At 44.8% G+C, this 21,911-nt stretch carries 18 protein-coding genes; 5 read left to right on the forward strand and 13 right to left on the reverse strand.

The window, feature by feature from the left end:
* Positions 1-154: 154 nt before the first annotated feature.
* Positions 155-2,686: a magnesium-translocating P-type ATPase gene (mgtA, locus tag NIAKO_RS09165; protein ID WP_014218136.1), complete on the forward strand. Its 2,532-nt coding sequence runs from the start codon at positions 155-157 to the stop codon at positions 2,684-2,686.
* Positions 2,687-2,699: 13 nt separating this feature from the next.
* Here mgtA and NIAKO_RS09170 read toward each other — a convergent pair whose 3' ends face one another.
* Both NIAKO_RS09170 and NIAKO_RS09175 read right to left on the reverse strand, forming a co-directional pair.
* Positions 2,700-3,758 (reverse strand): response regulator, encoded by a 1,059-nt coding sequence (locus tag NIAKO_RS09170; RefSeq protein ID WP_014218137.1) that lies wholly within the window; start codon positions 3,756-3,758, stop codon positions 2,700-2,702.
* Between the two features lie 81 nt (positions 3,759-3,839).
* Entirely contained in the window at positions 3,840-4,760 is a 921-nt protein-coding gene (locus NIAKO_RS09175) for a 1-phosphofructokinase family hexose kinase (RefSeq protein ID WP_014218138.1), read from the reverse strand.
* A 311-nt stretch (positions 4,761-5,071) separates the two neighbouring features.
* Between NIAKO_RS09175 and NIAKO_RS36570 the strand changes: the two genes are divergently transcribed.
* On the forward strand, positions 5,072-6,643 hold the full coding sequence (locus NIAKO_RS36570; protein ID WP_014218139.1) for a sensor histidine kinase: 1,572 nt from the start codon (positions 5,072-5,074) through the stop codon (positions 6,641-6,643).
* Between the two features lie 26 nt (positions 6,644-6,669).
* Here NIAKO_RS36570 and NIAKO_RS09185 read toward each other — a convergent pair whose 3' ends face one another.
* The 4 genes from NIAKO_RS09185 to NIAKO_RS09200 form a co-directional block, all read right to left on the reverse strand.
* Entirely contained in the window at positions 6,670-6,864 is a 195-nt protein-coding gene (locus NIAKO_RS09185; protein ID WP_014218140.1) for a hypothetical protein, read from the reverse strand.
* A 108-nt stretch (positions 6,865-6,972) separates the two neighbouring features.
* Positions 6,973-7,686: a hypothetical protein gene (locus NIAKO_RS09190; RefSeq protein WP_014218141.1), complete on the reverse strand. Its 714-nt coding sequence runs from the start codon at positions 7,684-7,686 to the stop codon at positions 6,973-6,975.
* Positions 7,687-7,838: 152 nt separating this feature from the next.
* On the reverse strand, positions 7,839-8,474 hold the full coding sequence (locus NIAKO_RS09195) for a phosphoribosyltransferase (protein WP_014218142.1): 636 nt from the start codon (positions 8,472-8,474) through the stop codon (positions 7,839-7,841).
* 26 nt (positions 8,475-8,500) lie between these two features.
* The gene (locus tag NIAKO_RS09200) at positions 8,501-8,884 is read right to left on the reverse strand and encodes a hypothetical protein (RefSeq protein ID WP_014218143.1); all 384 of its coding nucleotides are present in this window, start codon (positions 8,882-8,884) and stop codon (positions 8,501-8,503) included.
* A 147-nt stretch (positions 8,885-9,031) separates the two neighbouring features.
* Between NIAKO_RS09200 and NIAKO_RS09205 the strand changes: the two genes are divergently transcribed.
* A complete protein-coding gene (locus tag NIAKO_RS09205; RefSeq protein ID WP_014218144.1) occupies positions 9,032-9,304 on the forward strand; it encodes a zinc ribbon domain-containing protein in 273 nt (90 codons plus the stop codon).
* Between the two features lie 8 nt (positions 9,305-9,312).
* Here NIAKO_RS09205 and NIAKO_RS38445 read toward each other — a convergent pair whose 3' ends face one another.
* Positions 9,313-9,483, reverse strand: a complete 171-nt coding sequence (locus NIAKO_RS38445) for a hypothetical protein (protein WP_014218145.1) — start codon at positions 9,481-9,483, stop codon at positions 9,313-9,315.
* A 12-nt stretch (positions 9,484-9,495) separates the two neighbouring features.
* The gene (locus NIAKO_RS09210) at positions 9,496-10,626 is read right to left on the reverse strand and encodes a baeRF3 domain-containing protein (RefSeq protein WP_014218146.1); all 1,131 of its coding nucleotides are present in this window, start codon (positions 10,624-10,626) and stop codon (positions 9,496-9,498) included.
* A gap of 192 nt (positions 10,627-10,818) precedes the next feature.
* On the opposite strand from NIAKO_RS09210, the gene NIAKO_RS09215 reads away from it, so the two are divergent.
* Positions 10,819-11,484, forward strand: a complete 666-nt coding sequence (locus tag NIAKO_RS09215) for a BON domain-containing protein (RefSeq protein ID WP_014218148.1) — start codon at positions 10,819-10,821, stop codon at positions 11,482-11,484.
* Positions 11,485-11,560: 76 nt separating this feature from the next.
* On the opposite strand, the gene NIAKO_RS09220 is transcribed toward NIAKO_RS09215, so the two are convergent.
* Genes NIAKO_RS09220 through NIAKO_RS09230 form a run of 3 tightly spaced genes read right to left on the reverse strand, consistent with a single transcriptional unit; the run spans position 11,561 to position 14,134 of the window.
* Complete coding sequence (locus NIAKO_RS09220) at positions 11,561-12,550, reverse strand: MlaD family protein (RefSeq protein ID WP_014218149.1); 990 nt, start codon at positions 12,548-12,550, stop codon at positions 11,561-11,563.
* Entirely contained in the window at positions 12,531-13,322 is a 792-nt protein-coding gene (locus NIAKO_RS09225; RefSeq protein ID WP_014218150.1) for an ABC transporter ATP-binding protein, read from the reverse strand. Before NIAKO_RS09225 ends, NIAKO_RS09220 begins: the two co-directional genes overlap by 20 nt.
* Positions 13,323-13,324: 2 nt before the next feature.
* A complete protein-coding gene (locus NIAKO_RS09230; RefSeq protein WP_014218151.1) occupies positions 13,325-14,134 on the reverse strand; it encodes an MlaE family ABC transporter permease in 810 nt (269 codons plus the stop codon).
* A 145-nt stretch (positions 14,135-14,279) separates the two neighbouring features.
* On the opposite strand from NIAKO_RS09230, the gene NIAKO_RS09235 reads away from it, so the two are divergent.
* The gene (locus NIAKO_RS09235) at positions 14,280-14,786 is read left to right on the forward strand and encodes a nicotinic acid mononucleotide adenylyltransferase (protein ID WP_014218152.1); all 507 of its coding nucleotides are present in this window, start codon (positions 14,280-14,282) and stop codon (positions 14,784-14,786) included.
* Positions 14,787-14,872: 86 nt separating this feature from the next.
* Here NIAKO_RS09235 and tamL read toward each other — a convergent pair whose 3' ends face one another.
* Together tamL and NIAKO_RS09245 are read right to left on the reverse strand one after the other, a co-directional pair.
* Entirely contained in the window at positions 14,873-17,158 is a 2,286-nt protein-coding gene (gene tamL / locus NIAKO_RS09240) for a translocation and assembly module lipoprotein TamL (protein ID WP_014218153.1), read from the reverse strand.
* Positions 17,155-21,813, reverse strand: a complete 4,659-nt coding sequence (locus tag NIAKO_RS09245) for a translocation/assembly module TamB domain-containing protein (protein ID WP_014218154.1) — start codon at positions 21,811-21,813, stop codon at positions 17,155-17,157. Before NIAKO_RS09245 ends, tamL begins: the two co-directional genes overlap by 4 nt.
* Positions 21,814-21,911: the final 98 nt, after the last annotated feature.

A 21,911-nucleotide genomic window follows, 5' to 3' on the forward strand; every position in this document is an offset into this window, starting at 1 on the left:
AATGATTGATATTAAAACAATAACAATATAACCTATAGTTTTTGTGAGGCCGATGATGTTTGTCAGGATGAAGATTGATCGCGCTCATTACTTTCACGCTGCCGGAAATAATAAATTGGTGCCTGCCAATCAAAAATAAAAAACAATACCCGATATGAGTGTAACAGGGCCGGAAGCATACTGGAGTTTTCCTATAGCGCAAGCATTGAAAGAAGTGGCTGCCAACCCGGGCGGTCTGTCGGATAGTGATGCTGCCACAAGATTGAAGAAATATGGCGCCAATACTTTTAAAGCCACGCCGCGCACTTCTTCCATTGTTCTTTTCCTGCGTCAATTTAAGAGTCCCATTACCATCCTTCTTATTGTAGCCGCTTTTCTTTCAATGGGGTTGAACGACGTGACAAATGCGCTTATTATTCTTTTTATAATTCTTGTAAGCAGCCTGCTTGGGTTCTGGCAGGAAAGGGGCGCTACCAATGCTGTAAATGAGTTGTTGAAGATGGTGCAGATCCGGTGTTCCCTCGTAAGAAATGGAAAGGAAACGGAGCTGCCGGTTGAACAGGTTGTTCCGGGCGATATAATAATATTGAAAGCCGGTGATGTAATTCCCGGTGATTGTTTGTTGCTCGAGTCAAAAGACCTGTACGTGAATGAAGCGTCATTTACCGGTGAAACATTTCCGGTTGAAAAAACAGCGGGGACCGTTCCTGCGGATGCGCCGCTTTCCAAACGAAGCAACACCCTTTTCATGGGCGCTCATGTGATAAGCGGAAAAGCGAGAGCAGTGGTAATTAAAACGGGAAGGAATACCGAGTTTGGCGCTATCACGGCCCGGTTGAGATCAGGGACGCCGGAAACAGATTTTGAAAAAGGAGCGCGGCACTTTGGGTATATGCTGATGGAGATAACCTTAATCCTTATCATCATCATCTTTTCGGTGAACGTGCTGTTGCACAAGCCCGCCCTTGAATCCATACTTTTTTCACTGGCCCTGGCCGTAGGACTTACCCCGCAATTATTACCCGCCATCATCAGCATTAACCTGGCAGCCGGCGCCAGAAAAATGGCAAAGAACAAGGTGATCGTAAAACGCCTGTCGTCGATTGAAAATTTCGGCAGCATGAATATCCTTTGCTCCGATAAAACGGGTACCATAACCGAGGGAAAAGTAATGCTAAAAGATGCTCTTGACTACGAGGGAAAGCCTTCGGGGAAAACCCTGCACTTTGCCTGGCTGAATGCTTCCTTACAGCGGGGATATACAAACCCTGTCGATCAGGCCATCCAGGCAGCTTGCAGTGACAGCCTGGATGAGTGTACCGTACAGGCGGAAGTGCCATATGATTTTTTCCGGAAAAGACTTACGATAGTAGTGAAACATGGAGCAGATTATACAGCCATTACAAAAGGCGCTTTAACTGCCGTGCTGGCTGTTTGCGACCGGGTAGAAACAGGTACCGGACAGGTGATTGCGATCGATGAAGAGCTGGAGGCAATAAAGAACGAATATGAAAAAATATGCAATGCGGGTTACCGGGTATTGGGAGTTGCCACCAGGCAGGTGACCGGTGAAATGGATTTTACCCGCAACGATGAAAAGAATATGGTATTCCAGGGTTTTATAACCTTATTCGATCCGCCCAAAAAAGATGTGCTGCAAACTATAACGGAATTGCACAATATGGGTGTACAGTTAAAAATAATTACCGGCGATAATGAACTGGTTGCCCGCAGCCTGGCGCAACAGATAGGGATGAACGATCCGGTGATAATAACAGGCGGCCAGATCCATGAAATGAGTAACGACGCGCTGCTGCACCAGGCAGTACGGGCGCATATTTTTGCTGAAGTAGAGCCCAATCAAAAAGAAAAGATCATCCAGCTGTTGCGGAAATCGGGCAATGTGGTGGGTTTTATGGGCGATGGAATAAACGATGCACCTGCGCTTCATGCGGCGGATGTTGGGATCTCTGTGGACTCGGCTGTTGACGTTGCCAAGGAAGCTGCGGACATTGTTTTGTTGAATCAAAGCCTGGAAGTACTTATTACCGGAATAATTGCCGGGCGCAAAACATTCACCAATACCATGAAGTATATTTTTATGGCGGCCAGCGCCAATTTTGGCAATATGTTCAGTATGGCCGGCGCTTCTTTATTTTTACCTTTTCTGCCGCTTCTTCCCAAACAAATTTTACTGACCAACCTGCTGACCGATTTTCCTGAAATGGCTATTGCAAGCGACCGGGTAGATGATATTGCCGTTAGCAAACCTCATAGCTGGGATCTCAAATTTATCAGGCGTTTTATGATCGTATTTGGGTTGATCAGCTCCATATTCGATTATTTAACTTTTTACGTGCTGATCCATTTTATGAAAGCCGGGGAAACTGTTTTTCAAACAGGCTGGTTTGTTGAATCAGTTGTTTCAGCATCGATGATCGTATTGGTCATGCGCACGCGACTGCCTTTTTTCAAAAGTTTACCGGGTAAGCAACTGATCATAGCTACGTCGGTAGTGGTTGCGTTGGTGCTTTTGATCCCTTATTCGCCCTTTGCGGGGTTGCTGGCATTTTCAAAACTGCCGGTTGCTTATTACGGTTGGATGTTGCTGATCGTTGCAGCATATATCATCACTGCAGAACTGGCTAAGAAATGGTTTTTTCGCCAGGCGAAGAATCAAAAATAAATTTGATGGTTACTTAATATAATAAATTACTGAGCTTGTCGGGCTGTGTGATCTTTATTTTCCCATCGTTGATCTCTATCAGTTTTTCCGATTTGAAATCGCTCAACGTACGAATGAGCGATTCGGTGGCTGTTCCTATGTATTGGGCAATGTCTTCCCTTGAGATGGCGATGCTGGCCGCGTCTTTATTTTCTTTGTTGAATTTTTGATGAATGTCTACGAGCGCTTTGGCTACCCGTTTGCGGAGCGAGTCGTAAGCCAGGTGCAGCAGTCGTTCTTCTTTTGCTTTTACATCTTTCGAGATCAGTTTTATAAACCGGGTGGTAATGTTCAGATCGTGGAAAATCGCCTGTAGAAAATCTTCTTTGGGGATCGCGATAACCTCGGCTTCTTCCAGTACTTCTGCCGAATCATTGTAATTGGCATCTTCCAGCAATGCTGCGTGGCCTATATAGTCGCCGGCGCTGTAAAGATTGGTGATGTATTCCTTGCCATCGTCATTTACGCGGTATGTTTTTATTTTACCGCTTTTAACTACATACAGGAATTTGGGCCGCTTTCCTTCTTTGTACAGGTTCATTCTCTTGTTAAGCCGCTCACTGTCGTACAGCTCGGGATCAAGGGCCAGAAAACCTGAATCTTTCAGGTCTTTGATCAACTCACCGGCGCCTTTTTCGCCGGCCGGGTATTGCATTTTTATAATATCGGTCTTCTTCAGTCTTATTTCAATTGCTTTCAACAGTTCTATGTCATCAAAGGGTTTGCTGATGTAATCGTCTGCGCCCATTTCCATGCCTTTTCTGAAGTCGGCCCGTTCGGCTTTGGCGGTAAGGAATATAAAGGGGATATGTTCTGTGTCAGGGTTTTTCTTTAATAAATGTAATACGCCATAACCGTCCAGTTCAGGCATCATGATGTCACAAATGATCAGATCGGGCTTTTTATGTAATGCAGCTTCCACTCCTTTTTTACCGTTTTCCGCCTCATAAGTTTCATATCCCGCAAGGCTTAAGATCTCTGCGGTATTTTCCCTGATCTGCATGTTGTCTTCAACGACCAGTATTTTTTTCATAATATGTATGATTACCTTAAAAAAGGTACAAAAATCGGGCAACATAGCAAAATGAAGACATAGAATTTGCTGATCTGTATGTTAACTGATCCTGTGATAAAGCTGGTAAACGTCTTCCTTTTTAAACAACTGAGTGCCGGGGTTCATAGTGGCGGCAGTGCCGCAGGCCACCCCAAACCGTACGGTTTCGGGTAATGACCTTCCCTGCGACAGCATGAACACCATGCCGGCCACCATACTGTCGCCGGCGCCCACGGTGCTTTGCTTTTTTACCGTTGGAGCCGGTACCGGTTCATACCCATTATGCGTAACCAGCAGGGCGCCTTCGGGGCCCATGGAAACCACCATTACTTCGCATTGCTGCTGTTTAATCACTTTAAGGGCTGCATCCTTCACTTCATTTACCGGGAGGTAAGATACGCCCGCCAGGGCGCATAGTTCGCTTAAATTGGGTTTTAACAGGTATACGCCTTCTTTGGCGGCCAGTTGTAAAGGCAGGCCCGAAGTGTCGATGATAAAACGGGCATGTACCTGTTTGGCGGTTTTGGCCAGGCTGGCAAAAAAATGCTCCGGTAAACCGGGGGGCAGGCTGCCGCTGGCCACTATATAGTCAGGCGCCGGCTGTAACTGCTGTATCATTTGTAAACATAACTGCGCTTCCCTTTCGGTTAAGGAAGCGCCGGGCATTACAAAGCGGTATTGCAGGTTGGTATCGTTTTCCCGCACAACAATATTTTCCCGGGTTTCTTTTTCAATGGGAATTGTTTGGTAAGGGATGTCCCGGGCCTGCAGGTATTTTTCAATCAGCTGGCCATTGATACCGCCCGATGGGAAAACAGCCAGCGAATCACTGCCCAGTTCTTTCAGGGCCTTACTAACGTTTATACCGCCTCCGCCTGCTTCGGTAACCATTTCGCTGCACCGCATTTTTTTCTCGGCCACCAGCTTGTTTATAGTGGTGCTTTTATCTACCGCCGGGTTCATGGTGATGGTTATTATCATATGAGCTATCTCTTTTTCAAAACTAGCTGTACAGGCGCCTGTTGGCAATGATGCCTGTTATTCCAAATTATGACAGTGCTCAGGTGAACAGGCAATCGTATTTAAAAGGGTATTGATAGGCATCGGGTTATATATTTAAATCTCAAGGTCTTGTCATTAGGTTAACCATATTTTTTATTCAGTAAACTGATTTACCTTTGATACAACCCGTTACAACGGCGGCAGGCGCCGGAGAAAGGCGTGAATTAAATAGCGTGCTTGCAATGAGACCACTGGTGAATAAGAAATTACTTATTTAAACTTGGTTATCCATGTCTGATCCCCAAATATTATCATTTGAAAGCGAAGCCGGATTCCAGGCACTATTCCAATATGCTACGATTGGTATCCTTGTAATTAACAGGGAAGGTTACATTCAACTGGCCAATCCCTGTATTGAGAAAATGTTCGGGTTTAAGAATGAGGAATTGATTAGCCAGCCTGTTGAATTGCTGATTCCCGAGGCGATGCAGAAAAAACACACCAAATACCGGGATAAGTATTTTGAAAGCCCTAAAGCAAGGCCGATGGGGTATGGACTGAACCTGTTTGCCAAAAAAAAGAATGGTTCGGAATTTCCTGTTGAGATCAGCCTGGGGCATTACGAACTGTATGGGGAGCAACTGGCGGTAGCTTTTGTTACCGATATTTCTGAAAGAGTAAATGCAGAAGATCATATCCGCCAGAGTGAGAGGGAGTATCGCCTGATGTTTGAAGGCATTCACGAATCTTTTATGCTGCAGGAAATTGTAAAAGACGCCAGCGGCAATATTGCCGATCTGTTGTTCTTAGAAGTTAATCCTGCCACCGAAAAAATAATGGGTAAAAGCCGCCGTGAGATCATTGGCCACCTGAGAAGTGAATTTTTTGGGCCGCTCGATAAAGAGGTGATCGGGATAATACCCCGGGTTGAAAAAGGCGAGAACGTGAGGTACCAGCAGTATTTTGAATCCATTGGCCGGTGGTTCGATCGCAGCTTTTATTCGCTGAAGCCGGGGCAGCTGGTTACATTAAGTATTGATATAACCCAGCAAAAACAGGCGGAGAAAGCGCTCCGGGAAAGCCAGGCCGCCCTGGAAAAGATCAACGCTTCCCTGGAAAGGAAAGTGATGGAAAGAACACATGAACTAACCGAAGCCCTGGCAAGGGAAAAAGAATTGAGTGAGTTGAAGTCGCGTTTTATGTCAATAGCTTCGCATGAGTTTCGCACGCCGCTTACCACCATACTTAGCAGCACCTCCCTTATTGAACAGTATACCAAAGAAGAGCAGCAGGAGAGCAGGAAAAAACATACGGAAAGAATAAAATCGTCTGTTAAAAACCTGACCGATATTTTAAGCGATTTTCTTTCGCTCGACAAACTTGAACAGGGAAAGGTACAGGTGGTTAAAGAACCATTGGACCTTCATGAGTTATCGGCCTCCATCATTGAAGAATTGAATGGCGTACTGAAAAAGGGCCAGGTAATTCTGCTTTTTTATGAGGGCAGAAAAAAAATAAACCAGGATAAAAAGATCCTGAGGAATGTGTTGTTGAACCTGCTTTCCAATGCCATTAAATATTCCGAAGAAAACAAATTGATCTCCCTGAGCATTGAAGTGGAGAACAACCAGGTATTAATAAAGGTAAAGGATGAAGGAATAGGCATACCGGAAGAAGAACAGAAAAACCTGTTTGGTAAATTTTACCGGGCAAAGAATGCCACCAACATCCAGGGTACCGGCCTGGGTTTAAATATTGTAAAAAGGTACATTGAACTGCTTGAAGGTGATATTACATTTGTAAGCCGGCAAAATGAGGGTACGGTGTTTACTGTTTGTTTCCGCGATAATGAGGCTGAATAAATGTACTTGCGAAGAAATGATCCATATTATAATGGATCGTGATCTTTAGCTTTGAAAATTCGTTCATTATGAAATAAAGGCAGTTCGTCTTTTGATTTTTTGCCATGTTTTGGTGCATGGTTATGCTTTTCTTTCTTGCCGGCACTGAGCAATGATATTACGCGCGCCGGACTTTTCAGGCTGTTTGATTTATTCTTTTGAAGTGAGGCGTAGCGGGTCATAAAATATGATTTTGATGTAAATTACTATTCTGCGTCATGCAGAAAAATGAGCCTCGTCACAACGGACAATGATATGTATCATTAAAAAAGGCTTGCAGTAAACGGCTCTTAATTATGTATAGCCTGTTCTTCACAAAGATCTACACGAACCTCCCATGTTAAAAGCATATCGAGCACATTCTCAATATCATTGCTTACTGTTTCTATCATGCCTATCAATTCCAACAGGTAATCTGCTACCTGGGTGGTAAGCCCAATCCCATTGTTATTTTCATTTTCCATTTCTTTTACAATCAGGAAATGGTAATAGTAAGTTAACAGGTTCTTCAAATAAAATTCAATCTGTTCTATTGTTTCAAATAAATAGTAACTGTTAATATCTGCGTGCCGGTCTGTATTATAAATGCAGGCATCGAGATCTTTCATTTTATTTAAAACCTGTTCGGAAAGATCATTGTTCAATGAGTTGGCCAACTCATAAAAGGCACCCAACGTGTGTATCAGTTCATTGCAGTGGGTACAGGTATAAGGTTCCTGCCGGATGTATACATTTAATTCATTGATAAGATTTCTTATCGTGCTGCAGAGCAGGCTTGCATTGGGAATGCTTTTATTTTCGAGGCCCCATATAATACGCGAAACCAGTTTGCCCTGGTACATATTATTCGTAACTGAAACAGCTATTGGCTTTATTTCCCGGGCATCGCCGGTAAATTGGATGAACAACAGATTCCCGTGGCTGTATTCCTCAGTGGTTGAGTACAAAATGCAATTTTGGGTAAATGCTTTTGTAAAGTCTTTGTTGAAATTATCAGGTAACATATAAAAGAAATTTTATTGCGTGTATAAAAGAACACTACAATATTACATTAACCGGAAGGCGGTTTTGAATGAGTGCCCTCAAGGGTCGTACCTGAGAATTATCAGGGTGCGGGATAGCCGGCGTCAGGGAATTTGAATGCCGGATTAAACAATCAAACGGCTCTTTTTTCCCATCTTTTTAAAAAGTCAAGTGTTTCCTGGTCGCTGAGGTCCCGGAACGATTCATAAAATTGGGCAACTGCCATGAACTGATCCGGTGTTGTGAGCATGATCACTTCATCGGCTTCTTTTATAAGCTCATTTGCTGTGCTTTTTGCGCACACGGGAGCCGCCACAATAATTTTTGCTGCCCCTTTTTGTTTGCACATTTTTATAGCGGCAAAAATAGTAGCGCCGGTAGCAATACCATCGTCCGCAATAATGATGGTCCTGTTATTGATCTCCGGCAGTACCTGTACTTTTCGAAAGACCTGTTTCCTGCGTTCAATTTCTTGTTGTTGCTGCTCTTCGATATTATCGAGCATTTCCTGTGAGATTTTTGTTTTATGACCGGGGTTATAATAAACCGTTCCATCTTCGGCCATAGCGCCCAAAGCATATTCCGGGTTTTGCAGATGACTTAATTTCCGTACAATAAGGAAGGATAATTCCGCATTGAGCTGCCGGGCAATATAATAGGCGGTTTCAATGCCGCCTCTGGCTATTCCCAATACCAGAACGTTCTGATTGCTGTATTTTTCAAGGGCCTTTGCCAATTGCAGCGCGGCCTGTTTTCGGTTGGTAAACATGGGAAATTATTGAAAGGTGATAAAAGTTAAGCTGCCCATTTTCCTTTTAGCTGCCATGCCACGATCATGATCAGGCATCCACAGACCAGGTAGGTGCTGTATAACCAGGGCATTGTTTGTAACAGCAACGCATGTACAACCACCCACGATATCATGGATAAGCCGCCTACCAGTGACAGATTGTATTGCGCTTTGTTGTGTTGCACATTGGCTATCAGCGCCGACAGGTTTATAATGCCGGTTGTTATAAATGCAGTGCCTGGCACCAGGAAGTTTTTAGAGAATGCAGGGTTTAAAAAATCCAGGGAATAGCTATAAGCTGTTAAAACCGGATATGCTATCAAAAGCATACCTATAAGCGTGGAGGTTATGCCAACGAATGCATTGAGGACGATAAGCAGGGGGCGCATAAAATAAAAATTTGGTTACCCAATACTCAAATGTAGGGCTATTCACAGGCCGGTTTCAATGACGATTCTCATGGCAGCTTTTGACTGTTCTCAATGGCTTTGAGGGGCCTTTATTGTTAACTTGAGATAACCATAAAACTTATAATTATGTCAGGTAAATATTATTGTCAGAGTTGCAGTTTGCCAATGGATTCGCCCGAATTATTTGGGACGGAGAAGGACGGCACCAGGAATAATGATTACTGCAAATATTGTTATGCAAACGGGGAATTTACGAACCCGGACCTTACGCTGGATGAGATGATAGAACACATGATGAAACGAATGGAAAACGACAGGTTGCCGCAGGATGTGATAGAAGTAGCCATCAGCAGGTTACCCTTTTTAAAACGTTGGAGTAGTAACATAACAGCAGTCTGATGCCGGGATTATTTTTCCGGCAACTCTGGTGGAGTTGCCGGTTCATTTGGGTCAATGTCAGGATAGATCTCTGGTTCGGGAGGTAAATCAGGTTCTTCCGGAATTTTTTCCGGAACTATATCGGGGTTGGCCGGTAAAGGCACCTCTGAAGGTTGCTGCGGAGTTTTCTTTTTTGCCATAACTGACTGGTTTTAATACCTGGTGATCAATGCCATCCTTCTGTAATCTCTCAGGACATCGTTTTCCACTATAACAACCTCACCCTTCTTTTCATGCACCATTTGAATAAGGCTGCTTACAGCATCGGGTAGGGTGCGATGGGCTTGCCCGGGTTCATGCAGTTGCAGGTCGTACTCATCATTGTCCATCAAATAACCTGGAACGGAATAATCCTTTTCTACCAATAATTTATAACCCCTTCCTTCCTGCACCGCCCTCCAGCAATTATCAATGCCTGTAATGCCCAGTCCTTCCCCTGTCTTTTCAGTAAAATCCCTTACAAGCCTGTCTTTGTTATTGTTGAGGAACAGATTCATGGCCTGCCAGGTTAAGGCGCCCAGTTCCTGTTCATTATAATTGGCGTAATTACCAGGAACATTGCAGGCGATTTGTTCTTCGTGCGTGGTAACCTGCCTGAAGTAGGAGAGGTCTTTATTTTCACCCGTAACTATCAGTGGTATTTTATTGCGCAGGTAATTGTTCAATAGTTTGTCGGTTTCGCGGAAAAAATTTTTAAACCTGATCTCTTCTATAGCCGATCTGTCTTTTTCAATTTCCTTTACAAAGCTATGGCCTGTATTGGAGTTGCCCCGGTTGTGCCGGCTGTATTCATATTCGTCTTCGTATTTTTTAGGAAAATTAGCGTCGGTGATTGCTGTAAGGGAATTCAGGTGGCCATTGAACAGCCTTGTTTCTTTTTGTGACAACTGCAAAACAACATACGGAGTATCATAATAGGATTCATATAAAAGGTCCCTGGTGTCAAATGCCTGGGCGATGGTTACCCTTTCTTTAACCGGGAAGAAAAAGGGAATGAGCTTTTTTACTCCGGCGGAAATAAAGATGCCTATGCCGGCGGTATTATGCATAAAGTCTATTTGTTCATACAGTTCGTCCATTGCCAGCGTAAGGGGAGCTATAGTTGCGTTGTCGTGTTTTTTTTGTAATTCCAGTTTAACGTTCTCCAGCAAATTGTTCAGCTCTACGGGATCAGTTCTTTTGCCGGGCGAAAGCCGGTGTGTAGGCATTATTACCGAGATACAAACATCACTTTTCTCAGCCAACAGTGTTTCGAGGTCATTGCTCAACATATACTTGTTCATAACATTTAATTTCTGTGTGGTTAAATAAAATCAAAATCAATTGTTCCTGTTTCAAATCTACTTGTATACCTGGCTTATTTATAAGACAAGGATCAGTATTGGTGGTGATGTTGCTCATGGTATCCCTTTGTGGTTTGATGATAAATTTGGTATGATCCGGTATTTAAATTTCTAACGTTAAAATTGTCAATTATGAAAAGTGATCTTTTAATTCAACAGGATGTGATGGAACAGCTTAAGTGGGAACCCGGCCTGAACGCAGCGGAAATTGGCGTGGCTGTTAAACATGGCATTGTTACCCTTTCAGGAATTGTGGATACTTATTCAAAGAAAGCAATAGCTGAAGAAGCTGCTAAAAAAATTGCCGGGGTTAAGGCGGTGGCAGAAGATATTCAGGTGGGCATGTCGCCCAATTTTAGAAAAACCGATGCCGAAATTGCAGATGCGGTGGTATTTGCATTAAGATGGCATGCCAGCATACCCGACGAAAAGCTGAAAGTGAAAGTGGAAGAGGGCATTGTTACCCTGGAAGGAGAATTGGAATGGGATTATCAGCGAAAGGAAGTTGTACGGGTTGTTGAAAAACTCGCCGCAGTACGCCGGATAAACAATAACATCAGGCTAAAACCATATCTGAAACCTGAAAATATAAAAGATAAGATCGAGGCCGCATTTTCGAGAAGCGCTACTATTGATTCGGGAAAGATCTCCGTAGTTATCGATGGCAGCAAGGTCATCCTTCATGGCAGTGTTCGTTCCATGGCCGAACACGACGATGCAGAGAATGCCGCCTGGGCCGCTCCCGGTGTTACAAGTGTGGAAAACGATCTGGTACTGGAAGAAGAATTTGCTTTTTAATAATAATGGCTGGTGCTTTGGTCCGGTTTGTTTAAATCAGCAGGATTTAAATGACCGGACTTTTATTGTCGCGTATTCATTTATTTTTTTCTTTCTTCTTAAAATATCCCTTCAAAAGAAAGTTGTGTTGTAATGCTTCCAGGTCTTCGTCGAGCTTGTGGCTTCCGCTGTTCAGGTTTTTGATGGTGGTCTTCAATTCCTTTGCCATTTCTTCATCATGTAAGATCATCCCGGCGGGTTTGTTTTTATTATCCAGGTCACTGGCAACTGTCTGTATTTTATCTATAAAAGTAGACGCAGTTGAGGTGGTGCTTTTTAACTGGGCCATTGTTTGCCTCAGGTCTGAGATGGTTGCCGTTAATTGGATGAACAGGGTAGTGTCGGTAAATAATTCATTTACCAGGCCTTTCTGATTGTTCAACCGGCCGGTTATGGCTTCGATATTAGTCATCGCCCGGTCGCTTTTTTGTGAAGTGGTTGCCAGGTTTTTCAGGGTGGTATGTAAGTCCTTTAAAAGGGATGGATCGTTAACCAGTGCGCCGATGAGGCCATCTCCATTGGCGATCTTACCGATAACCAATTTTAGATTGCCGGTGATGTTGAGCAGGTTGCTGTTGTTTTGTTGTAAGGTGGCCAGCATGTCTTCAGTGGTAGCGCCGGGTTTGCTGCATTGCAGAAAATCACCGTTTTTAACAGGCCCTGCTTCTATGGTGCCCCCATAGATTACCACAATTTTATTGCCTATAAAGCCGTCTGTACTTATCCGGGCCATGGCATCTTTACAAATGCGGGGCGCAGCCTGTTTGTCGAGGCTTATGGTGGCCTGTACCTGCATATTGTTAAAAAACGCGATCTTTTTTACCGTACCTATTTTTACGCCGGATAACCATACATTGTTTCCAGGTTGTAAACCATTCACATCGTTAAAAATAACTTTCAGGGTGAACTTCCTGTTAAATAGTTTATCCTGGCTCCCGATCATAAAGATGCCGGCAACCAGTATGGCCAGCCCGGTAATAATAAAAATGCCAACCAGGAATGGGCGTTTATAATTTGGCTTGTTCATTGTTCAGCATGTAATAGTTATAGAAATTCCTTACCCGTTCATCATCCGACCGGAACACTTCTTCAAAACTTCCCTGCCGGAAAAATATTCCATCAGACAGCATCACAATGCGGTCGCCGGTTGTTTTGGCGCAACTGAGATCGTGGGTAATTATAATTGAACTGGTATTATATTGTTGCTGTACCTTATTGATAAGGTTGTTGATCTCCATGCAGGTTACCGGGTCAAGGCCGCCGGTAGGCTCATCGTATAACATTATTTCGGGCTTAAGTATCAGCATCCGGGCAATACCGATCCTTTTTTTCTGACCACCCGATAATTCCGCTGGCATCTGGTCAATTGTTTGTAATAAACCTACATCAGTGAGCACCTGTTCTATAGCCTCATTCACCTGCTCCTTTGTCAATTCCCGCCGGTTCCTTACCAATGGAAATTCAAGGTTTTCCCAAACGGTCATCCCATCATACAACGCGCTGCTTTGAAAGGAGAATCCTATGTTCAGCCGCAGTTCGCGCAGTTCTTTTATTTCCAGGTCATTTACTTCGCTGCCCAAAATGCTTACAGATCCGCTATCGGCTTTCAACAACCCGGCAATGATCTTTATCAATACCGATTTGCCACTGCCCGAGCGACCCAGAATTACGATGTTTTCCCCTTTATACAATTCAAGGTCAACTCCCTTTAATACCTCATTTTCGCCAAAAGACTTAACCAGTTTTTTTACCGATATTACCGGTGTGCTTTTGTCGATCCCTGATAGTTCCCTTTTCATGTTCAACGGAAATAATTTACAATTTGAACCAACACGATCTCTTCAATAAAGATCAGGAACATGGATATCACCACTGCTGAATTAGCCGCACGGCCAACACCCACCGTTCCCTGCTTTGCATTATATCCTTTATAGCAGCTGACAATGCCGATGGTAAAACCGTAGATGATTGACCTTATAGCTGATGAAAACAGATCGATCCAGGTGATCTTCACAAAGGCATCGGACATAAATGCGGTGAAGCTGGTTAATTCATTGTGGTGAACATTCAGGTAAGAGCCCAACATGCCAATACCAGCAAAGTAGGTGACAAGGACCGGTAACGTTATGGTAATTGACACTACCCGGGTAATTACCAGGAATTTGAACGGGTTGGTAGAAGACACTTCCATGGCGTCTATTTGCTCGGTAACCCGCATGGAAGCCAGTTCGGCGCCCATGTTGGACCCTACCTTACCGGCTATTACCAGCGACGTAATAAGCGGGGCCAGGGCCCTGATGATGGCAATGGCTATCAATGACGGCAGCCAGGACGTAGCGCCAAACTCAGAAAGGGAAGGACGGCTTTGTTTGGTGAATACGATCCCCGTTATAAATGCGGTAAGGGTAATGATGGGTAATGATTTGCAGCCGATCTCGTAACATTGCCGCACTACTTCTTTGAGTTCGTATGGACCCGCAAACACCTCTTTGAAAAAGGCAACAGTAAATCTATGAACCTCATACACACTTACAAAAAACTGCCGGAATTTCTTCTGGCGGAGCTTACTGCTGCCGGCAGCCAGGCTGTTATTTTGTAAAGCCGTTTCCATGATCTGTATTTTATGAATAGATAATAAAACTCCGCCTGTTTTACGATTATATCCATGACAGGTATCAATTGGCCTGTTGATAAAGCTCATTTGAACCAGGCGTGATTATGATGCAACTTTATTATAAACTTTAAATTTAAAAATTATGAAACGTTCTGTTTTATTACCTGTTATCGTATTATTTGCGGCAGGATATGCTGTTCCTGTTCTTGCGCAGGAAACATTACCAGAGGTTACTGTAGTGGCAACCAACTATAAATACCTTAAATCGGTGGGTGGAAAAGAGGTGAGTCAGCCTGTTCAGCTGCTTCAACGCACCGCTGCTGAGTACGATGTAAAGAAATCGGATTATTATGAAGACGATTATGATTCTTATTTTGTTTCATTTGTGCTGCCGGAAGGACAAATTCTCGCTGCTTATGATAAAAATGGGAAGTTGCTTCGTACTGCCGAAAAATATGGAAATGTAAAATTACCAGCTGCAGTTTCCAGCGCAGTTGCAAAAAAATATCCTGACTGGCGGGTTTCAAAAGACGTATATATGGTCACTTATTATGACGATAAGGGTACCGACAAAAAATACAAACTGTTGTTGGAAAACGGAAATAAACGAATGAAGGTAAAAGTGAATGAGGCCGGTGAATTCTTTTAAAATTTGTATTCAGGTTGATCAGCAGGTGTAATACCGGTAATATGTTTGTAATTACCGGTATTTTTTATAAGCTATAGCTGAATATATTAAAACGGATAACCCAATGCAAAATTCCAGATCAGGTTTTGCTTCCGCCAATCCTTATTACCTAACTGAATATCCTTGAACGTCCATCGCTGTCCTTCCTCCTGCCAGGGTTTGTAAAAGGGCATGGCAAGATCTAAACGGATGACCAGAATGCTTACATCTATCCGCAACCCAAATCCTGCATCCAGGGCAATTTGTTTGTAAAAATGGTTTGTGAGCTGCCCTTCCTTACCATACAACACGCTATCCTTCATCCAGATATTACCGGCATCCGCAAAAAAAGCACTGCTCAACCGGCCGGCCAGCGGAAAACGGATCTCGGTGCTTGATTCCAGTTTATAGTCGCCGCCGATTTGTGGAAAGGCGCTTTGCTGAGCATCGGTTGCCTGTGCACTGCCTGGTCCCAGGTGGCGGGGAAGAAAACCGCGCAGGCTGTTGGCGCCGCCAATCAGGTATTGCCGCGAAAAAGGCAAAAAAGGAGAATTGCCATAGGGATAACTGGCGCCAATGATAAGGCGGCTGGCCCAGGTAAGCTGTGGATTCAGTTTCAGGAAATACCGGTAATCGACGCCTGCTTTTACAAACTGCATAAAATAGGCATTGCCAACTTTGGTTGAGAAATATCCATGGTTGCCTTTGATGATCCCCAGCGTAGTGCCGGCGAATTCAACACCAGCATGCAGATAGCTGGAATGTTTCTTTTTACCCCAGTTGCTGAGGATGAACTGAAAACCCAATGAAGGAATAATGATGGTAGGAAGCACATATTTAAATGCGGAATCAGGGGGTATGCTGCCCAAATAACTATGGGTGAAATTTGCGGTGTTTGTAATGGTGAGGCTAAAGGGCGTAAACCGGTACTGTCTTGTGAGCGTGTCGTTCCACACCAGTTCATAACGGCCATGCAGGTACTTTTCTGTATAAAGGTCTGTGTGCCTGATCCAGTCGAAGCTTACCGGAAAATAAGTCCTGGGGATCAGGGGCAGGTTAAGCCCCGTCCAAAAAGGCATCAGTAACCTGGGAATACTATAAGTGGCTTCAATTCCTATGCGCCAGTTATTGTTGTACTGCAACGAGTCGTTGGGGGTTATTTCAAACGACCCGGTCGCCTTGATGGTGAGGTTGTGTGCTTTCTTTAAGAAGTTTTTATTTGCCCATTGGATGTCCAGTTCTCCGCCGCTATAGGAGTTGCTGCGGGTAAAACCACCGATATCCGTTTGGAATTTCTTTTTTCGATAGGGTGAAAGGTACCAGGTAACATCCATGGAGTCAACACTGCCGGCGGTTTGGGTAAACTGTGGCCTGATGTATTGGAAGGTGCCAATGCTGTTGAGCCTTACCTGGGATCGTTTTTGCTCTGCCAATGAATATACCTGTCCGGTTCGAAAGGTGATGGTTGTGGGAAAAAGTGACCGGTTAAATTTATTAGCAGAGTCGGAGATATAAATGCCATCCTGTCGCGGCAGGCGTTGTATAAGGCTGTCGGGCAGCGGGTCAAAAGAACTAAAGGGCGTGCGTACAATAACCCGGTTAATGGTATAGGGAGTTTTGGCAGCAGCCGTAATGCTTTCATTGACGGACAGATAAATGTTTGCAGTATAGTTATTATTGTTGGTATCGACATAACTCAGGAGTTGATCGGGATTGAAAAAATAATAGCCTTTGTCTTTCAGTAGCAGGCTGAGGCGGTCCTTTTCGGCTTTGATGGTTTTTGTACTGTACCGTTTTCCTTCCGGTAAAAGCATCCCTTCCTTTGGCAGGGCTGCCAGGGCTTTGGCCACACCGCTGCTATCGGGAAGCCAGGCCGTTTTTCCTAACAGATAAGGACGCTGCACCGTTGCAGTATACTCCAGTTTCCATTTATTTTTTTGGGCCGGAAGATCAAAGGTTACCGTGCTGTTGAAGTAACCGTCGTTTTCCAACTGGGCCTGCATCGACTGGCTGTTGATCTCCGGCGTGAGTTCGCTGATGAACACCGGCGGTTCTCCAAGCGTATTGCGGAGCCAGTTCTTGAATCCTTTTTCTTTTTTGGGTTGTTTGATCTTATACCACCACCACAATTTATACGGTTGCCCAAACAGGAGCCTGTTTCGTTTTGGGGTTGCATATTTCGTCAGGCTTTTCCTGATCTCAATGGTATTGGTGTTTACCTGCGAAGCTTTGTTGATGTTGATCTCCGCACCCCGGTACAGCTTTTCCCCCTCAGGCAAATAACGGTTTACACTGCAGGATAAGCCAGCGTTCAACAGGCAAAGTAAAGCTGGTATTTTGAGGGTGGAGATCATTCTTTTTCATTGGCGGATTGCTTGTTTCGTTTGATCAGTTCTTTTAATTTATCATAGGCCAGTTCAAAGGTGAAGTTGATGCCGTATTGGGTAAAATATCCCTGCAATACGGCATCGTATTCATTTTTTTGATAGGCCCTGAGTTGCAGCCGGCCATCCTTCGAGAGTTTGTACGTGCTGGTTATATCGGGTATGTATTGTGAGCCGCTTTTTTGTGCTGTGGCGGTGGTGTTGCCTACCGGAATGTTTTCTTCGATCCGGATCACCAGGCGGTCTTCAAACAGGTTCTTCGACATGGAAACGCCCAGGTCTGTTTTTGAAACCGGGTCATCGGCAGTTTTGTACGTATTTACATTCACGTCAACATCCACGCCTTTGATCAGTTGATCGGCCATCTGGTTCATGGCGGCCGATAAAAAACTGCTCACCCCCTCCTTCAATGCATTGCTGGCATTGAGGTTACTGCTTTCCAGGTCTGTTTGTTCACCGGTAGCAACAAACTGTTTGGTGAGTAACAATGAAAACACCTGTTTATTCATTTCGGCTACGTCGTTTCGCAGCCGGCTGAGCGCATGTTCGATGTCTGACTTCACCGAGCTTTGCAGCGCCTCTTTTCCCTGTTCCAATTGGATGTCGAAAGAAAGTTCCGGTTTGGAAAGCGAACCCTTTATAAGAAAAACAACCGAGAAGGTTACCCGCGGCGGGAGAGAAGTGTTGTCGTCTTTGTAATTCAGCAGGTTTTTGGGGCTGGCTACAATTTGATATGCAGTTGAGATGTCGGCATCAGCCGCTGCCGGATCACCATTGAAGGTAACAGTACTTCCTTTTGTTACCAGGAACTTTCCGCGCAACAGCAGGTTGTTCATTTGATAATAACCCGACTGCAGGCGATAAACACCGGTAAGGCTGCTGCTGCCGTCTTTGCCAATACCTGCATTCAACTGGGCTTCGCCCTTCAACACCAGTTCATCCTTGTGCGATGGGTCCATGAGGATCGAAAGTGAAGCCTCTTTATCCACTTTCAGGTTCAGGTTGTACCTGAATCCTGTAATGGGCTTTAAAACGGTGATGGTATCTGCAGGCCCTTTTGTTACCTGGGTGGCCAGCCGGTTCAGGGTGTCGATGTCCACAAAAATGATCCCCTCTTTTTTATTCCGGTTGGCCGTGCTTTGTGTGGCCAGGATAGCATGAATATTGCTTTTTCCCTGCAGGAATGCATTGCCTTCGATAACGGGCAACAGGCTGGTGCCTTTCAAACTCACGGCTACATCGATGATCCCCGTTCCATACAGCAGGTTCCCCGGTTGGCGGGGTGCATTCAATACTGCAAAATCCCTGGTGGCTACAGTGAGGTCAAGCTTTTGTTCAGCATTGATTAAACCGGCAATCTTTCCGTTGATGGTAAACGGATGCCCGGCAGAATCCGTCAATGAGAATTGACTAAAATGAAGGTCCGAATTTTCGACGACCAGCTTTTGTTTGTTGATGTGGTAGGGAGTGTTCAATTCCTTAATCGCAAAAAGAATAGAGTCCAGGTCGATCTGGCCGTTCACGCTGGGTTTACTAACTGTGCCAGTTACCTGGATGCTGCCCGTTACCTTGCCCGATAACCGGCTCAAAAAGCTGCTGGTAAATCCATGTACCATGTCCATATCGAGCCGCTGCAATTGCACCTGAACGGCCAATGCTTTTTCTTTCAGGCCAATGCCGCCATAAAGATATAGCTGGTTGCCCCCCGATAAGGTTCCCTGTAAAAGAAGACTGTCGCTGGTGGTTGTTGATTGAAAGGTAAAATCGCCCACCTGGATATTGCCATAGGCGATACCCGTTGCATTGATAGTGCCGGTAACCAACGGAATTTTTTGAATGGGTTGCTGTAACACCATGTCTGCATTCAGGAGGCCCTTCACCCCCAAACTATCACCTGGCGACAGCAGGTTAAACAGCCTGCCAATATCGAAATGTTCGATCCGGATCACCAGCGGCGATAACTTTTGTGAGGCCTGGCTGCTAAGGGAGATGGATTGCTCCCGGTTTTGCAGCAACAGGTGGTTAATGAGGTAGCCTTCTTTCATCAGATGGATGGAATTGTTAGCAGACACCGTCCAATTGTTGTAATTGAGTATAAGCGTGTCGAGGATATTTATAACAGTTGCTGCGTGCTCTTTTTTTACCTGTATACCACCGGCAAAATAGTGCCGGCCTGTACTGTCGTCAGCAATGGTTTTTATCCGGATCGAATTTTGTGCCGCCAAACCATCGATGCGCAGGTTATGACCATCAATCTGTTTATATCGGAAGCGGGGCGCCAACACCTGCACCAATAAAAGCGAATCTTTTTGTGCAGGGTTCATCCTGCCCGTTACAGTAATGGGCTGCAACAGGCTGAGCCCTGGCGCCAATACATTGAGCAACGAATCTTCTGTGAGCGTCAATTGCAGAACAGTGTGGGATGATTGGGCGGCTGCCATCGGCTGATGAATGGAGGCTGTATCTGGCGGGTAAATTGTTGTCGCTAGCACGCTGATATCCCTGCCTAATTGATCAATGGAACTGTTGCTTGCCAACTGTGCGCTTAAAAAAGGCGCTTTCACCAATAGGTTGGTGCTGTCCCCATCGGCCCGGCACAAAAAATAAAAATCGTTTGTTTGGAAGTTTTGGCCACTGATAATAATGTTGTTGCTGTCTGCAACAATTTCCGCAACGAGGGTGCCGGGTTGTTTGTAAGCTGCATGCAACCTCAGCGCGCCGCTGTAAACCAGGCTGTCATTGGTTAAGCGTATCTGTTTCAGATCGGCATAGGCAACGTGAAGCGTGCCATTGGCTAAATAGTCAGGACCCAAATGACCCTGCAGGTTACAGGTTGTTTGCAGGTTGGGGTCCCGGGTTTGCCATGCGAGGCTGAATGCAGAGCGGTTCAACCCTGCATGCAGCTCAATACCGGAAAAAGCATTACCATTGATTTCCGCCGATGAGAGTTGTATTGCCGCCGTGGCGGTCATGGTTTTTGGATCGATGCCACTGCCCTTAACTGTTATCTCCCCCGTGATCTTTCCTACAATCGAATCAAGGCCTGTCCATTTCCCGGTTTCAAACCTGTCGGGCTTTAATTGAACATCATACACCAGCTGATGAGGATGGGAGATGTTTTTTGCCGTTCCCTGGATAGTAACCTGTCCGAATGTGCTGTTAACATGCAGGTTGGCTTTTATTAATGCTTTACTGCTTTGCAAACTCCCGGTTAGTGCGATGGCTTCAGGAAGGGTTATCCTGGAGTTTTTTAACTGATGTAACAACTTTTTTGAAAGCAGTTCCCGTTTCAACTGAAACTGGCGAAGATCGGCCAACAGGACCTGGTTTTGCTGTTTGCGCTGTAACGCAAGACGTCCGTTCATCAGCAACAAATTGCGTGACACAGCTATGCGCAACCCATCGGCTGCGACCTGCCGGCCGGTTACGGAAACTTTGCTGGTAAATGTAAGCCGGTCGGATGGCAATAATTGTAAGGGGATTTTCTTTGCTAATGCAGGAACTGCTAATAAAACATCGCTGTAGGTAACAGACCCGGTTTCGATGAGGAACTGTGAAGGAGGCAGGGAATAAGTACCCTTCGCTATTGGCAACGAAATTGTTCCTCGTGATCGCAGGTTGGAATAATTTATGGTAAATGCGGCGTCAGTTACCTGTAATAAACTATCAGTAAGCCGGAAATCAGCATACAGCTGTTTAACGTTCATCTGTTTGTTGAGCAAAAAACTGCATTCGATTAAGCTGCCAGAAACACCCGAAGGACCATAGCTGCTTTTGCTTAGTTGCAGGTTGAAGCGTTGCACGTCCAAATGATTGCCATCGATGCCGTTTCTTTTTGGCAATGATGTATTGTGATAGCTGAATGAATTATTGAAGCCGGTAATGGTTTCTACATAGATCTTCTTCGGCTCAAGTGAAGCCTGCCGTAGCGAAAGACTATCTGCCTGCAGGGTGTAATTTTTTATCTGCTTCGAGGAGTCGGTTAGCATTGCCTTACAGTTGGCAATGCCAAGGGTGTTGATCTTGTAGTTTCCTTTTCCGGGATCCAATAAGGCAGGCAAACAGGAAAGCCTGTTGACGTGGACAAAAAGAAAGACCTGTTTTTTTTTATCATTCAGGCTGAATTGGACCTGTTGTAAAGTAAGCTGTTTAACAGCCAGGTGCAGGGGTTTACTGCCAGCCGTGTCTTTTTTCTTTTTGGGTGATTTGGCAAATGAATCAAAGATGAATTGGCAATTGAGCGCAGGGTCATCCCGTTCGCGGCGAAGATTGACAGTAGCGTTCTTCAGCCCGATCGTTGTAACGTCAACCGTATTCTGCAGCAGTTTCAACATCTTTATGCGAACGTATAAGTCACCGGCATACAGCAGGGTGTCGTTTTGCTGGTCAGGAATAAGTACCCGCTCCAGCCTGAGCCAGTTTGGTAAGGTATAATCAATCCTGCCAATTGAAACGGCTGTTTTCCATTTTTTCTGAAGGTAGGCTTCCACCTTTTCTCTTAACAGCTCTTTTCCGGCTGAGGTGTGCAGGAAGAGAAGCAGGCCGGCCAGTAATAATATAAGCAATACAGGAAGAAGAGCTGCTCTCCTGGCCCACTTCAGAACGATGTTCCTGTACGACGTCATAAAATCAACAAGTTAGCCCATCTGCCAGGCATTCATAACTATTTAACCGTTATATAAGGTGAAATGACGAAGATCAAACCAATACACGATTAAGATCA

The organism is Niastella koreensis GR20-10, from assembly GCF_000246855.1.
Classification (GTDB): domain Bacteria; phylum Bacteroidota; class Bacteroidia; order Chitinophagales; family Chitinophagaceae; genus Niastella; species Niastella koreensis.

Excerpts from the sequence above, each read along its gene's own strand:
- NIAKO_RS09220 (WP_014218149.1), bottom strand. The coding sequence starts at position 12,550 with ATGAACAAGCCAAATTATAAACGCCCATTCCTGGTTGGCATTTTTATT.
- mgtA (WP_014218136.1), top strand. The coding sequence starts at position 155 with ATGAGTGTAACAGGGCCGGAAGCATACTGGAGTTTTCCTATAGCGCAA.
- NIAKO_RS09205 (WP_014218144.1), top strand. The coding sequence starts at position 9,032 with ATGTCAGGTAAATATTATTGTCAGAGTTGCAGTTTGCCAATGGATTCG.
- NIAKO_RS36570 (WP_014218139.1), top strand. The coding sequence starts at position 5,072 with ATGTCTGATCCCCAAATATTATCATTTGAAAGCGAAGCCGGATTCCAG.
- NIAKO_RS09245 (WP_014218154.1), bottom strand. The coding sequence starts at position 21,813 with ATGACGTCGTACAGGAACATCGTTCTGAAGTGGGCCAGGAGAGCAGCT.
- NIAKO_RS38445 (WP_014218145.1), bottom strand. The coding sequence starts at position 9,483 with ATGGCAAAAAAGAAAACTCCGCAGCAACCTTCAGAGGTGCCTTTACCG.
- NIAKO_RS09175 (WP_014218138.1), bottom strand. The coding sequence starts at position 4,760 with ATGATAATAACCATCACCATGAACCCGGCGGTAGATAAAAGCACCACT.
- NIAKO_RS09225 (WP_014218150.1), bottom strand. The coding sequence starts at position 13,322 with ATGAAAAGGGAACTATCAGGGATCGACAAAAGCACACCGGTAATATCG.
- NIAKO_RS09190 (WP_014218141.1), bottom strand. The coding sequence starts at position 7,686 with ATGTTACCTGATAATTTCAACAAAGACTTTACAAAAGCATTTACCCAA.
- NIAKO_RS09195 (WP_014218142.1), bottom strand. The coding sequence starts at position 8,474 with ATGTTTACCAACCGAAAACAGGCCGCGCTGCAATTGGCAAAGGCCCTT.
- NIAKO_RS09170 (WP_014218137.1), bottom strand. The coding sequence starts at position 3,758 with ATGAAAAAAATACTGGTCGTTGAAGACAACATGCAGATCAGGGAAAAT.
- NIAKO_RS09210 (WP_014218146.1), bottom strand. The coding sequence starts at position 10,626 with ATGAACAAGTATATGTTGAGCAATGACCTCGAAACACTGTTGGCTGAG.
- tamL (WP_014218153.1), bottom strand. The coding sequence starts at position 17,158 with ATGATCTCCACCCTCAAAATACCAGCTTTACTTTGCCTGTTGAACGCT.
- NIAKO_RS09235 (WP_014218152.1), top strand. The coding sequence starts at position 14,280 with ATGAAACGTTCTGTTTTATTACCTGTTATCGTATTATTTGCGGCAGGA.
- NIAKO_RS09215 (WP_014218148.1), top strand. The coding sequence starts at position 10,819 with ATGAAAAGTGATCTTTTAATTCAACAGGATGTGATGGAACAGCTTAAG.
- NIAKO_RS09230 (WP_014218151.1), bottom strand. The coding sequence starts at position 14,134 with ATGGAAACGGCTTTACAAAATAACAGCCTGGCTGCCGGCAGCAGTAAG.
- NIAKO_RS09200 (WP_014218143.1), bottom strand. The coding sequence starts at position 8,884 with ATGCGCCCCCTGCTTATCGTCCTCAATGCATTCGTTGGCATAACCTCC.
- NIAKO_RS09185 (WP_014218140.1), bottom strand. The coding sequence starts at position 6,864 with ATGACCCGCTACGCCTCACTTCAAAAGAATAAATCAAACAGCCTGAAA.